The organism is Bacillus thermotolerans, assembly GCF_000812025.2.
In the GTDB taxonomy this organism is placed as follows: domain Bacteria; phylum Bacillota; class Bacilli; order Bacillales; family Domibacillaceae; genus Quasibacillus; species Quasibacillus thermotolerans.
Window position 1 is genome coordinate 42,906 of the sequence record NZ_JWJE02000005.1, and the last position, 15,530, is coordinate 58,435.

At 44.4% G+C, this 15,530-nt stretch carries 14 protein-coding genes; 2 read left to right on the top strand and 12 right to left on the bottom strand.

Going from position 1 to position 15,530, the window contains the following annotated elements:
- The first annotated feature begins 70 nt into the window (after positions 1-70).
- Both QY97_RS03670 and QY97_RS03675 read left to right on the top strand, forming a co-directional pair.
- Entirely contained in the window at positions 71-898 is an 828-nt protein-coding gene (locus tag QY97_RS03670) for an HAD family hydrolase (protein ID WP_229731533.1), read from the top strand.
- A 73-nt stretch (positions 899-971) separates the two neighbouring features.
- A complete protein-coding gene (locus QY97_RS03675; RefSeq protein WP_046128668.1) occupies positions 972-1,427 on the top strand; it encodes a hypothetical protein in 456 nt (151 codons plus the stop codon).
- A gap of 17 nt (positions 1,428-1,444) precedes the next feature.
- Here QY97_RS03675 and QY97_RS03680 read toward each other — a convergent pair whose 3' ends face one another.
- From QY97_RS03680 to QY97_RS20370, 12 genes are all read right to left on the bottom strand, one after another.
- A complete protein-coding gene (locus QY97_RS03680; RefSeq protein ID WP_039230278.1) occupies positions 1,445-1,987 on the bottom strand; it encodes a DUF421 domain-containing protein in 543 nt (180 codons plus the stop codon).
- 125 nt (positions 1,988-2,112) lie between these two features.
- Positions 2,113-3,774 (bottom strand): thiamine pyrophosphate-dependent enzyme, encoded by a 1,662-nt coding sequence (locus tag QY97_RS03685; RefSeq protein ID WP_039230280.1) that lies wholly within the window; start codon positions 3,772-3,774, stop codon positions 2,113-2,115.
- Positions 3,775-3,907: 133 nt separating this feature from the next.
- On the bottom strand, positions 3,908-5,410 hold the full coding sequence (locus QY97_RS03690) for an aldehyde dehydrogenase family protein (protein ID WP_039230283.1): 1,503 nt from the start codon (positions 5,408-5,410) through the stop codon (positions 3,908-3,910).
- Positions 5,407-6,600, bottom strand: a complete 1,194-nt coding sequence (locus QY97_RS03695; RefSeq protein WP_039230285.1) for an LL-diaminopimelate aminotransferase — start codon at positions 6,598-6,600, stop codon at positions 5,407-5,409. Before QY97_RS03695 ends, QY97_RS03690 begins: the two co-directional genes overlap by 4 nt.
- Before the next feature lie 380 nt (positions 6,601-6,980).
- A complete protein-coding gene (glaH, locus tag QY97_RS03700) occupies positions 6,981-7,922 on the bottom strand; it encodes a glutarate dioxygenase GlaH (RefSeq protein WP_039230288.1) in 942 nt (313 codons plus the stop codon).
- A gap of 288 nt (positions 7,923-8,210) precedes the next feature.
- Positions 8,211-8,540, bottom strand: a complete 330-nt coding sequence (locus QY97_RS03705) for a DUF3870 domain-containing protein (protein ID WP_039230290.1) — start codon at positions 8,538-8,540, stop codon at positions 8,211-8,213.
- Positions 8,541-8,558: 18 nt separating this feature from the next.
- The gene (lhgO, locus tag QY97_RS03710) at positions 8,559-9,782 is read right to left on the bottom strand and encodes an L-2-hydroxyglutarate oxidase (RefSeq protein ID WP_039230298.1); all 1,224 of its coding nucleotides are present in this window, start codon (positions 9,780-9,782) and stop codon (positions 8,559-8,561) included.
- Between the two features lie 36 nt (positions 9,783-9,818).
- The gene (locus QY97_RS03715; protein ID WP_039230299.1) at positions 9,819-10,502 is read right to left on the bottom strand and encodes a GntR family transcriptional regulator; all 684 of its coding nucleotides are present in this window, start codon (positions 10,500-10,502) and stop codon (positions 9,819-9,821) included.
- A 529-nt stretch (positions 10,503-11,031) separates the two neighbouring features.
- Positions 11,032-12,240, bottom strand: a complete 1,209-nt coding sequence (locus tag QY97_RS03720; RefSeq protein WP_039230301.1) for a serine-tRNA(Ala) deacylase AlaX — start codon at positions 12,238-12,240, stop codon at positions 11,032-11,034.
- Positions 12,241-12,404: 164 nt separating this feature from the next.
- Positions 12,405-13,898 (bottom strand): peptide MFS transporter, encoded by a 1,494-nt coding sequence (locus tag QY97_RS03725; RefSeq protein WP_039230303.1) that lies wholly within the window; start codon positions 13,896-13,898, stop codon positions 12,405-12,407.
- Between the two features lie 251 nt (positions 13,899-14,149).
- A complete protein-coding gene (locus QY97_RS03730; RefSeq protein ID WP_039230305.1) occupies positions 14,150-15,097 on the bottom strand; it encodes a manganese-dependent inorganic pyrophosphatase in 948 nt (315 codons plus the stop codon).
- 237 nt (positions 15,098-15,334) lie between these two features.
- On the bottom strand, positions 15,335-15,478 hold the full coding sequence (locus tag QY97_RS20370) for a hypothetical protein (protein WP_156994520.1): 144 nt from the start codon (positions 15,476-15,478) through the stop codon (positions 15,335-15,337).
- Positions 15,479-15,530 lie beyond the last annotated feature (52 nt).

Consider the following 15,530-nt stretch of genomic DNA (forward strand, 5'->3'; position numbering starts at 1 on the left):
CAGCTTAAATGACGCGGCTTCATTTTTCTTTGCAGAAGTTTAACCCGCTATGTAAAATGAGTCTAATACTATGCTTATAGAAAAGGGAGTACATACGATTATGACGAAAAAAGCGATATTTTTTGATTTAGATGACACACTTGTTAATGACCGAAAAAGCATCCAAACCGCCTTCGATGTTACGTGCGGCGACTTGGAGCAAGAATATGGAATCAGCAGCCAGGTAATCGAGGCTGCTGTCAGAGAAGCGGCCCGTGAGCAGTACCAGCGCTATTCCTTCTATCCGGTCACACTTCAGCTCGGCATCAATCCATTTGAAGGTCTTTGGGGAGATTTCGGCGATGTTCATCATTGGCAGCTGAGGCAAATGGGGAAGGATATTAGCGACTACCAGCTTCAAACCTGGACAAACGGTTTGAAAGCAGCTGGTATCAATGAGGGAGCAGCCTGGGCAAAGGAGCGTTTCCGCGAGGTCCGGCGTTCTTCACCGTTTTTGTATGAAGAAACTTATAGCGTCCTCGAGCAGCTTAAAGCAGCCGGCCTTCGCCTATTGCTCTTAACCAACGGAGCTCCTTCTCTTCAACTGGAGAAGCTTAGAATGCTCCCTGAGCTGCCTCCTTACTTTGAGCATATTCTTATTTCAGGAAACTTCGGCTTCGGAAAACCGGATTCAGCCATTTTCCATCATGCGTTGAAATTGATGGATACAGCTCCTGAGGAAGCAGTTATGGTTGGTGATAATCTAAGCACAGATATACTGGGCGCTACTCGTGTTGGTATGGATTCTATCCTTATTGATCACGGCGACGGCCGAATTGTAGAAGGTGCGAAGCCAACTCATACGGTTTCCTCTCTTCAGGAGACTCTTGATGTTATCCAGAAATTAACAAACAACTAAAAGGTTTCTTTCTCCGTAAATAGGGAATATAAAACAGAACCTATTTATAGAATGAAAAAGGAGAGAGAGAATCATGAACAGCCATATAGAGAACAGAACTCCGGAGGAACAGCCGCTTCATGCTTCTAAACTGGATATCCACGTATTTGATCAAAAAGGGAGTTTTCCTTTTAAAGACAAGGACTTATCTTCTAAACGAGTCTATGAAGTGCACGACGAAACTTTACGTACACCGCTTGAAAAAGCGGATGTATTTGAACAGTTATTAAATATTCCAAATCAGTGTGAACTTTGGATTGTTCCTGTTACGGCGGAAACAACCGCTTTGACGAAGTCTATTCAAGACGAGAAATCTAGTGCCTTGTTTGACATGCTTGCTTCTGTTAAAGACAAAATGCAGTTTGACCGCACCTTTTTGATTGCCGAAGATGGCGTGTGTGAGGGTGTGTGCGAGCAGCTTAAAGCACTCGGCTATACATTTACAGAGAAGACCACAGAGGAATTACAAGAGGTAAAGGTAGAATTTTAAAGCGCTAGGCTTGCGGCCTAGCGCTTTTTTTGTTCCTTCTTTTGTTTTTCATCGAAGCCAATCACATTTTGTTTCAACTCATCAGATAGCTGAGCAGATGAGCCAAGTACAGAAATATCTCCATTTGATTCTAATATCACCGCTGTTACTTCCTCCATGGACCCATGCCCTGCTTTTCGAATCGCTTGAAACAGATCCATTTCCGTAATTCTTTCCTCCTCCATCGCCTTGTTCATGTATTGACGATTATAATAAAGAATTCTCGGATTAGACTTTACAACCTGATCGATCCCTTTGGATTTTGAAGATGCCCAGGCAACGAGGTATTGCATGTAAATAAGCAATATAAAAGCAGCAACCCCTTCAGCTAATGGTACTTTTTTATCGAGAAGGATAGTTGACAACGTCGAGCCCAAAGCAACCGTTACAATTAGATCAAAAGCATTCATCTTTGCTAACGTTCTTTTTCCGGAAACCCTTAAGAAAAAGACGATAGCACTGTAGGCCAGCACACCAACGATCAGAATTCGCAAAATCGGCTCCCAGCTTTGAAAAAACATTTACAATTCCGCCTTTGCTGCATTAATGGTTTACCCTCCCTTTTCCTTTATAAGCCGGGATTAAACCATATATTCACTCATTAAGTCTATCGGACTTTTGGCAAGCGATCAGCAAAGAATAGCATTTACGATTGGCTGGCTTCTGACTGTCTCTTCTTTCGTTGGCTGACCGATAAAACCTCTGGATTCGTTACTACTTCAATCACAGACGGACGTCCGCTCCGTCTCGCCCTCTCCAGTGCTGGCAAAAATCCGTCATTCGCCGTCACACTCTCTCCATAGCAACCAAACAATTCGGCTATTTGAGCGAAAGAAGGGTTGGATAGCTCTGTACCGATTGTCCTTCCTGGAAAGTGTTTTTCCTGATGAGCGCGTATCGTGCCGTACATTCCGTTATTCACAACAATAGCAATTACAGGTAATTGTGCACGAACAGCCGTTTCCAGCTCCTGCATGGTCATCATAAAGCCGCCATCTCCCGAGAATGATACGACTGTTCTCTCCGGCTGAGCCGCTTTCGCTCCGATTGCTGCAGGAAGTCCATAACCCATCGCTCCTGAGGTTGGACCGATATACGTATTTTGACGATTAAACCGATAATAACGAGCCAGCCAGCCGAAGAAATTACCCGCATCACTCGTTATAATTGTATCTTCAGGAAAAGATTTTCTTATATCATACAGCAGGCCGTCCATATCTACATATTGCTCTGAACGGTCATTTGGCGGAGAAGAAAAAGCCATATACGCTTCATGCAGTTCTTTCACTGCTCTTTTCTTGTCTTGATCACTGACTGGAACAGCGCGAGACAGCGCCTTTTGCAGGAACTGTTTTACGTCCGCTGTGATACCGAGCATAGCCGGATAGACTTTGCCAATGCTGTCGGAGCAGATATCAACTTGTATCACTCGCGGCTTCTCTCCAAGAAGGGTATAATCCTGCGTAGTCACTTGAGAAAAGCGCGTGCCAAGAGCAACCACAAGATCAGACTGCTTGATATATTGAACGAGCCGCTGGTCTGGACCGAACCCCAGCCAGCCCGCATAATGAGAATGGTGGTTCGGGAACGCATCGAACCGGCGAAAAGAGGTGGCAACAGGCACGCTCATCGTTTCCGCTAGCCTCATCAGCAAATCCGCCGACTTCGTCTGGGTCACGCCGCCGCCCGCAATGATCACGGGACGCTTAGCTCCCCTTATCTCTAGAAGCGTCTGCCGGACAGCTTCTTCCGATGACTCGGCTGCTTGCTCGCGTAGCACCGGTTGCTCTACATAGTCAGCGACATCCTCAAGCATATCATGCGGTAGTGAGACGACAACCGGGCCAGGACGGCCGGAACGTGCCATATAGAATGCCCTGTGAAGCAGCTCAGAAATTCGATCTGCCGAGTCAATCTCTATTGCCCATTTGCACAGGTGGCTGAAGTAAGCTGAAAAATCTACCTCCTGGAATGCTTCCCTCCCTTTAAAGGGCCGCTCTACCTGGCCAATAAGGGCAACGAGCGGCGTAGAATCCTGCATGGCTGTATGCAGGCCAATAGAAAGATTAGCTGCTCCCGGCCCTCTTGTCGCCATGCATACGCCTACTTCGCCAGAAGCCTTCGCGTAGGCCTCGGCCATAAAGGAAGCTCCTCCTTCGTGTCGTGTAGAAATAAGCTGAATGGAAGGGTGTTCATAAAGAGCATCAATTACTCCCAAATAACTCTCACCCGGTACGCAAAATGCTTTCCTCACTTTTTCCTTCTCCATTACTTTAACAACAATTTGGCCTCCAGATAATTTCACCATCTCGATCCCTGCTTTCTGCTTTTAAAATACATAAACAGCTCAACGACCTGCTAAAAAAATAAGCAGAAATGCATGCTCACATAGCTGCGAGGCACTTCTGCTTGCGCATGGCATATCTCTTTCTCAAAATAGATTAATAATTATCGATTTGTGCCCGCTGGATTTTTCCGCTGTAATCCACATATACAGATTTCCACTCCGTATACACATCAAGCGATGCAACCCCTGAGTCTCTGTGTCCATTGCCCGTTCCTTTCGTACCACCAAATGGCAGGTGAATCTCTGCTCCTGTTGTCCCGGCATTAATGTATACGATCCCTGTATCTAAGTCTCTCATGGCTTGGAAAGCTCGGTTTATATCACCGGTGAAAATGGAGCTTGATAAGCCAAATTCCACGCTATTATTTACTTCGATCGCTTCTTCTAGACTTTTCACCGGGATGATGCATGTAACCGGGCCAAAAATCTCTTCCTGGGCAATCCGCATATCTGATTTCACGTCTGTAAATAAAGTTGGTGCATAGAAGTTTCCACGCCCTAACTCATTTTCAGTAACAATCTCACCGCCTTTTAACAGCTTAGCCCCTTCCTCTTTGCCAATCCGCACATATTCATGAATTTTCTTAAGGGATGATTGATTAATAACAGGCCCCACATCCACTGATTCATCTAATCCGTCACCGAGCTTAAGTGTTTCCATTCGTTTTAATAGCTTTTCCTCCAGCTCTTCTTTAACAGATTCATGAACGATGATCCGGCTGCAGGCTGTACAGCGCTGGCCGCTCGTACCAAAGGCACTCCACACGATGCCGTCTACAGCTAAGTCAAGGTCTGCATCCTCCAAGACCGTCACAGCATTCTTCCCGCCCATTTCAAGAGAAGTCCGCTTCAGAAGCTCGCCTGCGCGCCCATTAATTTGTTTGCCGACTTCATTCGAACCTGTAAAGGAAACAATGTCGATGTCCGGATGCTCCACGATGGCATTGCCTACCTCACTCCCCGAACCATGTACAAGGTTCACCAGTCCCTTTGGCAATCCAGCTGCTTCGTAAATCTTTACAAACTCGCCAGCCAAGAATGGTGTTTCAGAGGCTGGCTTCCACACGACTGCATTTCCCGTCACAAGAGCAGGCAGTGATTTCCACGAGGCGATAGCAATAGGAAAGTTCCACGGCGTAATCAGGCCAGCAATGCCGACAGGTACCCGGACGCTCATCGCAAATTTATTGCGCAGCTCCGATGGCACCGTGTCACCGAACATGCGGCGGCCTTCACCCGCCATATAAAAGGCCATATCAATCGCTTCCTGCACTTCCCCTCTCGCTTCAGCGATCACTTTCCCCATTTCTTTCGTTAATACTTGGGCGAGCTCTTCCTTTCTCTCCTTAAGCAGCCCTGCTACTTTATAAATATAATCTGCACGTTCAGGGGCAGGTACGAGCCTCCATTCTTTTTGCGCCCTTTTGGCTGCTTGCACTGCTCTGTCCACATCTGCTTTCGTAGAAGCTGCCACTTCTCCCAGCACTTCTCCATTGGCTGGGTTGATATTTTTGATGAACTTTCCTGATTCAGATTCCACCCATTCACCATTGATAAAGTTCAAATACTTTTTCACTCGCACAGATTGTTTGCTCATATTGATTTCTCCTCTCTGTTTTTATTAATTACCAGCTCTTTTTTCATGCGATGAATGGCTTCCTTGAGGCGATCAGTCGGCACCGACAAGGAAATGCGGAAGTAACCTTCCCCCGACTCTCCAAAAGCAGTACCTGGAGTGACAATAACTCCCGTTTTCTCTAAGACGCTGTCAGCAAATGCTGCTGAGGTATAACCTTCCGGCACAGATGCCCACACAAAGAAAGTTCCGCGGGCTGCTTTTGCTTTTATTCCAATGGATCTCAATGCAGCTACCATTGCTTGCATCCGCTCTTCGTAAACAGCATTGCTTGCTTGTACACAATCCTGATTGCCCGTTAATGCATAAGCTGCTGCCTTCTGAATAGGTGTAAACTGGCCGGTGTCTGTATTACTCTTATAAATGGATAAGGCCTTAATCACTTCTTTATTGCCGACCGCATAGCCAATTCTCCAGCCAGTCATGCTGTATGTCTTCGATAAAGAGCCAAACTCTACAGCTGCCTCCTTCGCTCCTTCCGCCTGAAGGATGCTAGGCGCTTTATATTCTCCAAAAGTGACCATATTGTAAGCGGCATCGTGGGCAATAACAATCTCATGCTGCTTGGCAAAGGAAACAGCTTCATCGAAAAACGCCTTTTCTACTGTGGCGGATGTAGGATTTCCCGGGTAATTAAGGAGCAGAAGCTTGGCCTGACTGGCAATCCCGAGGGGAATCTCCTGAAGCTGGGGCTCAAAGTTGTTTTCCTCTAACAGCGGCATCTTGTACAACCGGCCGCCTGCCAATGAAATAGCCATTCGATAAGGAGGGTAGCCGGGATCCGGAGCGAGCACAATTTCACCCGGGTCAATTACTGTGGGAACTAAATGGGCCAACCCTTCCTTTGAACCGATTAGCATCAAGACTTCTGTATCAGGATCTAAGTCAACATCAAATTGCCGTTTATAAAAGTCAGCCACCGCTTGTCTAAATTCAGAGCATCCATTAAAACTTGGGTATTTAAAATTCTCTGGATATGCCATCTCGTCTATGAGCTTTTCTACAATGTGCCTCGGTGTCGGCAAGTCTGGATCCCCTATTCCTAAGTCAATCACATCCACCCCCTCTTGCTGCATCTTCTCTTTCTTTTTCTTAAACTCAGCAAACATGTAAGGCGGAATTTGAGCAATTCTTTGCGATCGATAACGCATGGCCTAGCACACCACCTTATACTATTCTCAATATTCAGAAACAAATCACTTGATATTCTTACTGTAACTTCTCTCACTTTTATAAACTATGGGCTTTTTATACAAAAATGACTGGAAAATAACTAGGATTATCCATACAGTTTTCACAAAGGCTAGCTATGGAAGCAGAAGAGGCGAAATGCTATCAGCTCATGAACTCCCATCTATTCAATAAAAGGGTATTCAGCTAATTGCTGTTGCTGCTATAAGCTGCTTCTGAATATCATACATGCACCGTCTAAGCCCGCGTGAAGAAGGCTACGGAGGAAAGAGGCAGCTGCTACCGAAGGATATAAAAAAGAAGCAGGATAGTACCTGCTTCTTTCAGGGTGTTCTATAGGTTAAATGCTCGCAAAGCATCCGCGCTGGCGAAGCAATTCACGATCTAAGTCAGGGTTTACCTCAAATGCTGCACGTCCATGAAGCCAGAATAGATTATTCAGCATAACAAGATCGCCAACTGGAAGTTCCAGTTCAATCACGCTCTTATCATTCTCCATAGAGTCAGACAGCTCTTTTAAGTATTTTGCCTGATCAATTGTTTCTGGATAAGCAAACTGGTCGATAAAACAGATGCAAGGCTTGTCATTTACCTTGAAGAAAGTCGTACGCTCAATTTCCTGGCCAACATTTTTGCTGCTTGGCGCTTTATACGTAAATTTGTAGTTGGCCAGCGGATGAGTAGAGAACTTCTCCAGTTCTGCCCAATCATCTAAGTGAAGAAGGCGAGATTCTCCGCCTTTGGCGTTTTCTTCTTTCATTTTCATCATTAATAACCAATCTGTCGGCTCATCAACGAATGTACCGTCTGTGTGAAGAGTAAACCGGCGATACGCTTGGCGAAGGTAAGAGTCGCTATTGTCTGTGTGTGCAACGGTAAAGCGCGCATAATACTTGCCTGTCATCGCGTCAAAGTTCGGCGTGCCTACAATATGGCTTAAAGCAGTCGAGAAGATAACATAATCGTCTGTATCAAGCGATTCATCCCGCAGACCGATTGTAAAACCGCCAGACTCACGATCTTGGATAATGCCTCTTAATACATCTTGAAGGTCCTCTCCTGCCAGCTGTAATAAGTAATAAGCAACGATACGTCTAGCATAAGGTGTATACTCTAAATGCTGTACAGATATGTCTTCCGCTTTAATCTTGGCAAAGAAGTCTCTGATAACTTGGCGGTCAAGCTCGAGGTGATAAAGACGGTCACTTTGCGGATGAGGCTTCACCTCGTATCCTGCTGTTTTGCGAATAAACTTTTTCTCTTCGTTTGCTACTGTACTCATCATTCATTCCTCCTATATGGATAAAAATTATGGATTTGTTCGGTCGGAAAACACAAAAAGCCAGTTTACACCTATTGCGTACAAGGTTGTAAACTGGCTATATTTACGTTCCTGCTTCATGGAATTGAAGTCACGGTAAATATTTCAGTCTCATATTTGGTTTTCCGCTCAAACAATTTTGTATAGAGATATTTGCGATTTTGAAACGGCGTGTTCCAAAAGGCAAATACTTATTTCATATGTTATTAACAGTATATTCTGTTATCATAAAATTGTCAATATTTTTAATTACTTTTCTTCTTTTTTTGCTACCTGCTGATAATGAAGATGCAAATCATTTAATGCAGCGGCTAATGCATTGGCTGCTTTCCCTTTGTAAAATTGCTGAAGGGCTTGAAGGGGTTCCTCTATCCCGTCCTTTAAACTAATTCCCTTTAGAAGGTTTCCGATAAATTCCCGCCCATGTTGGGTCGCCAATGTACAGGAGGCTTCTATAATAACTCCGTATTTCACATCCACCTCGGCTGTAATCGTTAATGTGTCAAATACGCTTTTCGCTGCCATTCCTTGTGGCAAACGAGCATGGCCTGCGATGAACATCACTCTTGAATTGACCATACAACAATCTCCCTCCGCTTATAAACTCGCCGCGCTTTTCGCTTCTGTTAAGTGAGGCTGATCAGCGATCTGGCGAACAATTTCTTTTCCAATTTCAATAGAAGCTGTTGCAGCTGGAGATGGGGCATTACACACATGGATGCTTCTCTCCCCGTTGATCATATGAAAGTCATCAACAAAGCCGCCATCTGATTTCAGCGCCTGAGCACGCACACCGGCGGGGCCCGGTACTAAGTCCTTCTCTTGTATTTCTGGAATTAACTCCTGCAGGCTCGCCACGAATCTGGCTTTACTGATTGAGCGCGCCATTTCTTCAAGGCCTTCACCCATGAATTTACTGGCCAGCTTCCAGAAGCCCGGGTAGCCCATCACTTCCGCGAAATCCTTCAGATCAAAGTCTGTTAGTTTATACCCTTCCCGCTTAAAGCTGAGTACGGCGTTTGGACCGGCATCTACCTCTCCGCCGATCATGCGTGTAAAGTGTACACCAAGGAAAGGAAACTTAGGATTTGGTACAGGATAGATTAGGTTTTTAACCAGGTGTCTTCTCTCTGGCACAAGCTTGTAATATTCTCCGCGGAACGGAACAATCTTTACATCTGTTCTATAACCAGCGAGCTTTGTCACCCGGTCGCTATGGAGACCCGCACAGTTAATCAGGAATCTGGCTTTGAACGTGCCTTTATTCGTTTCGATCGTCACACCGTCATTCAGTTCAGAGATATCTTCCGCCTTCGTGCCAAGCTGGATATCCGCTCCCTGTTTACGAATAATTTCTGCAAACTTCTCTGTTACCTGCTTGTAGTTAACAATTCCAGCTGCTTCTACTTTAATGGCCGCTTTTCCATTAACATGAGGTTCAATTTCATTCAGTTCCTCTTTGCTGATTTTTCTTATGTCTAACTGATTTTCCAACCCCCGCTTATATAAATTATCTAAAAGCGGAAGCTCCTCATCCTTCGTAGCCACGATCACTTTCCCGCAGATATCGTGTTCAATGTCATGCTCCTGGCAAAATTGTGTCATTGATTTACTTCCTTGGCGGGCAAACCGTGCCTTATAGCTTCCTGGTTTGTAGTAAATCCCTGAATGAATGACACCGCTGTTGTGGCCTGTTTGGTGAGCAGCCAGCTCGTTTTCCTTTTCAAGCAGCAGCACCTTTGCATTCGGGTAACGTTCATACAGAGCCTTTGCCGTGGATAGACCGACAATTCCCCCTCCAATAATCGCGAAATCGTACATTTTCTCTTCCCCTTTCAGTTATGTATCTTCCTTTCGTCACTTGGGCATCTGCTGCCCCTTAGCGGTTTCAAGCTCAGCCATGTAAGCAATTAAATTATTCTTTGTGCGCAAAATATGATATTCAACTGCTGCACGAAGCTCGGCAGGATCATCTCTGACAGCTGCCTCATAAATCGATCGGTGTTCCCTTTGCGTTTCGGGATAATAGTCAGCAAGCAAGCTCGGGGCAATCGGTGAAATCCCGAAGTTTTCCACTACATTCACTACTCTCTTCCATGGACATCCTTTTCTAAGAAGCTGATGAAAGCGTTCATTAAGGGAGATATAGTAATCATTTGTCTCGTCACTCAGCTGAAGCGCTTCCATCCTTTCGACTGTTTCACGCAGCTCTTCCTTGTCTTCTTCCGTTAAAAAAGGAAGCGACTTTTCTACTGCAAGACCTTCTAAATAGGCCCTTAAGTGATAAATTTCTTCAATATCTTCCTTTGTGATCGGCGTTACAATCGCTCCTTTATGAGGAACAATCTTAACCAAACCCTCAGACTGAAGCTGAGCCAGTGCCTCCCGAATCGGCATCCGGCTCACATTCAGCATGTTTGCCCAGTCTTCTTGAATCAGCCTTTCTCCTTCTTCAAAGGTCCCATTCAGGATTGCCTGTCGCAAGTTTTTCGTAACGTAATTGACAACGGTTGTCTTGTCTTTTGATGGCTGAAAATTCATAAGCAAACACTCCAGCAACTAGCAATGTTTTGTATATTGGATACAAAAAATATACCATGCTTCAAGATCAATTGCAACAACATTTAGAAATATGCAATTTATCTTTTAATTTTAACTAGTATATCTTTTTTTAATCTTATAATTGGATACAATTTATTATTTCTTGATGGGGCTGATATTGATATGGGAACCACCTGCTCTCTTCTCCTGGATAACCACCGACATAGGACAGCTCTTGCACTTTCTGCATTTTTCTGCTTGTTTGCACATCGCTTTTCTTCCTCCATTGTTCGTTATTAGTAAACACCAAAAAGCCAGCAGCATTTTCGTATAAGAAAAATACCGCTGGCTTAACCTGCGCGCTTGTCTTCTGTTCCCGAAGACTAAAGCAGATTTAACAGCTTCCATATGAAAAAAAGACAGCAGAATGGTTTATTCACTTGATCATAAAGAGGTTATCTTTAAGGAAGTGACTTTCCATGCCACTTTATTATTAATACATCTATTTTATATATTTCTTAATTTTTCGTCAACTATTTTTTATATCGGAAGCAATTTTCTTTAAAAAGGCATTTGCCAGTTCCTTGCTCGTCACGATACGCCGGCCGCCTCCTTGGATAAAATGAGGGTTACCACCTCCTTTTCCTTCAATAAGTGGAAAGATCAAGCTGGCGTACTCCTTTAAATTAATAGTCGTTGCTGCTCCAGCTGCAGCAACCATTTGAAGCTTATCTTCCCCTTCTGCTATCAAAAGAACGATAGCATGCTTTTCCTTACTGACAATCAGCCTTGCCAACTTTTGCAGGCTTTGAATGGAGCGCCCTTGAAACACCTCAATGACAGCCTGCTCATTTGAGTGCTTCTGCCAAAGAGCGCCAGCTTCATATTCAAGGAGACGCTCTTCTCTGTCTTCCAGTTCAGCCTGCAGGTCTTTCCTCTCCTGAAGGAGCCGTTCCGCCGCTTCACTCATCTTAGCCTGCGGGCTATTCAGCAGCTGCGCTAATTTTTTGAGCACCGCTTGCTTGTCATGAAGCTGCTTTAGTACACGGTGACCACAGACAAATTCCAAGCGTGCCTGCTTGCGTTGCCTTTCCCATTTGAGCAGCTTAACCGCCATGACCTCACCTGTTCTGGAAGGGTGCGTGCCGCCACAGCCGTTATAGTCCCAATTCGGAATAATCACGAGACGAACATCTCCCGTGACAGCAAGTGCTTTTCTTAACGGATAACGGGAAGCTTCCTCTACAGTCATCCACTTTGTCTCAACAGGACGGTTGTCCAGGATAATCTCGTTTGCCTTTGCTTCCGCTGCCACCATCTGCTCTTCGGACAACGCTTCTATATTTAAATCAATAGTCACTGTGTCTTCACCCAGATGGAAGCTCGTTGTAGGTATATCAAAAAGCTCTTCGAAGGCGGCGGATAAAATATGCTGCCCCATATGCTGCATATGGTCGAAGCGCCGCTCCCAATCAATTTCTCCGAACACTTTCCCCTTTGGCACATCTTCGCCAGCTCTTAAATAATGACGGATTTCACCGTCAACTGTTTGAACATCCAGCACTTCTCGCCCGTCCAGTTTTCCTTGATCAGCCGGCTGCCCGCCTCCCTCCGGATAAAAAGCAGTCCGGTCTAATACAACGAATGGTCCCTTCTCATGATCGGCTCCGCTTTTTATGACTTCTGCATGGAACGACTGCTGGTATGCATCTTGATAAAATAGCTTCTCTGTCACCATAGCTCCTCCTTCTGCCTCTTCTATAAGGGCGGGTTTTTAACCAATATAACAAAGGAGCAATAAAAAAAGCTATTTGCCGTTTGAACAGGCAAATAGCTTGCTATTGTAAGAAACAATGGGAGCAATCCCTGCCGCTTACACGAACAGGGCTTACTCTTATTTTATTAATTGACGCCTCTCATCATTCCATGAATTTTCTTCGAAGACAGATAGAGGATCACACCAAGGATAATAGAAATCCCTCCGATGACACCAAAATAAACAATCTCTGTTTCCGGAGAATAGAAACGGACAATTTGAGCATTGATGGCCTGCGCTGAAGCATTTGTCAGGAACCACAGGCTCATTGTCTGTGCTGTAAAAGCAGCCGGGGCCAGCTTCGTTGTCGCTGATAAGCCGACCGGAGAAAGGCAGAGCTCACCAAGAACTACTAGGAAAAAGCTCAGTACCAGCCACATTGGATTCACTAAAGTCTCTGTTCCATTCGTGTATGCTGGAATAATCATTACGAGGAACGATAAACCAGCAAAGAACAAACCGAGTGAGAACTTCTTAGGTGTAGATGGCTGGCGGTTGCCAAGCTTGATCCACAGCCATGCGAAGACCGGAGCAAGAAACACGATAAACAACGGATTCAATGATTGGAACCAAGAAGACTGAATTTCTATACCGGCAAACTGCAGCTGTGTCCGTTCATCTGCATAACGCGCCAAGATGATGGCTCCCTGTTCCTGAATCGCCCAGAACATCATCGCTGCAACAAATAAAGGAATATAAGCAAGCAAACGAGAGCGTTCCACCTCTGTCGTCTTCTTGCTGCGGTACATAAATGTAAAATAGGCAGCAGGAATCAAGATACCTAGAATACTTACCATGAAAATAAACCGCTCGATCGTCAGCAAGCCGGTCATGATACCGACAGCTCCTAAAATGACAATAACGAGGATACCTAAACCGATACGGGTTAAAGTTTTTTTCTTTTCCTCACCTGTTAAAGGGTTAGGTACATACGTTCCAGCTAAGCCTAGGCTTTTCTTTTTCGTTACAATGAACAGCACAAGACCAAGGAACATTCCGATTGCAGCAAGACTAAATCCAAGGTGGAAATTGTATTCCTGTCCTACTGTTCCGACAATAAGTGGAGCAATTAAAGCCCCGGCGTTAATTCCCATGTAGAAAATACTGAAGCCCGAATCGCGTCGAGGGTCTTCATCTGCATAAAGATCACCAACCATGCTTGATACGTTCGGCTTTAGTAAGCCTGTACCAATAACGATCAAAGCCATGGAGATAAATAGAGCCGATGCACCAGCAGGCACAGCAAGAGCGATGTGACCAAACATGATCAGTACGCCGCCCCAGAAGACCGTTCTCGAAGTACCAAGAAGCCGGTCAGCCAGCCACCCTCCAATAATTCCAGACATGTACACTAGCGAACCGTAGATCGCCATAATAGAGGCGGCTGTTGCCTGGTCAAATCCTAACCCGCCTTGTGTTACTTCGTAATACATATAATAGAGCAGAATTGCTCTCATTCCATAATAAGAAAAACGTTCCCAGAACTCTGTGAAGAACAAAGTAAATAGCCCTTTGGGATGTCCAAAAAATCCCTTCTGAGGCACGCTTTGGACAATTTTATCCTTGTAACGGCTGTCCAATTAAAGCTCTCCTTCCTTTTAACGCCTAATTATTTCTGAAAGTTCCTTCAACTCTCTCGATAGGCATAAGTTATATTAAAAAAATGAAACCACTATATAGTAAGTCTATTTCACTTTTCTGTCAATTACTTGTTGCTATTTCGAAATAATAATAATTTTCCCACTTACCTCACTATTAGTTCTCTATTCTCACATACACAAAAAAGCATGACAGAAAACGCCCTGTCATGCTTTTTTGCTAATTACTGTTATTATTTAGAATGTGTCATTTCTTGAAATACATTTGTTAGCACTGGAACGATTTGCTTCTTACGAGATACAACACCCTTCAATACGATCGTGCGGTCTTCAGCTAGAGGCGTATTAAATGCTTTTTCTACGCTTTCTAATTCACTGCCCGCTACAATGCCGACCGAATCGCTGTTTAAAATATCTGTGACAACGAATAGGAATAAATCCAGCTTCTTATCAGCAACCGTGCGGTTAAGCTCATTTTCGACCTCTTCTTTGCGGCTTAACACATCATTTACGTCTACCGCATTCACCTGTGCTACCTCTACTTGGTAATCACCCATAGAAAATACTTTTGAATCAAGGGAAACAAGCTCTGCAGCTGATGTCTGGCTTAGATCAGCCCCTGCTTTCAGCATAGCTAGTCCATATTCTTCTGCATTCACTCCCGCAATTTCTGCTAACTCTTTCGCTGCTTGTACATCTTCTTCTGTGCATGTTGGTGATTTAAATAAGAGTGAATCAGAAATGATGGCTGATAACATAAGCCCTGCTACATCCTTCTGAACTTTCACACCGTTTTCCTTATACATTTTGTTCAGGATCGTAGCTGTACAGCCAACTGGCTCCGCACGATAGTATAGCGGGTCGCTTGTCTCGAAGTTAGCGATACGATGGTGGTCAATTACTTCGATGACGCTTACTTCATCAATATCATCCACGCTCTGCTGGCGCTCGTTATGGTCTACTAGGATAACTTTTTCTACTTCAGGCGCTGCTTTTTCAATAAGACGGGGAGCTTCAGCATTAAATTGCTTTAATGCATACTCTGTTTCTGCATTCACACTGCCAAGACGAACCGGCTCTACGTCTACTCCTAACTCTTTCTTCAGAGCAGCGTAAGCAATTGCTGAACAGATAGAATCTGTATCTGGATTCTTGTGACCTAAAATAAATACTTTACTCATAACCAAATCCCTCACTTCTCAAAATAATAAACAGCGGCGCTTCAATTAACCGCTCTCATTCATGCCTTTATTTTAACGCAAAACTCATAAAATTTCTCGTCTACTTTTAAATTTTATTAAATTAATCAGAATAATTGGTTTTAATGTCTCCAAACTAAAAGACCAGACACAGGTCTGGTCTTGTCTCTCATACCAAGGAGATTTTTTAATCATTTACAACCGGCAAGAGGCTGCCGCTTACTTTCTCATGTTCTCTTGATCTTTTAATCGATTTTGCTGGTCGGGATTTCTGGCTTGGTTTTTGAATTCGTTCTCCTGCTGCTGTTCCTGCCATTTTCTTTGTTCCTCTGTTAAACGGTTCTTATTGTTATTATCAGCCATCTGCTTTCCTCCTCCCGTTTTATAAATGAATTTCCCTTATTTAAAGAGATAA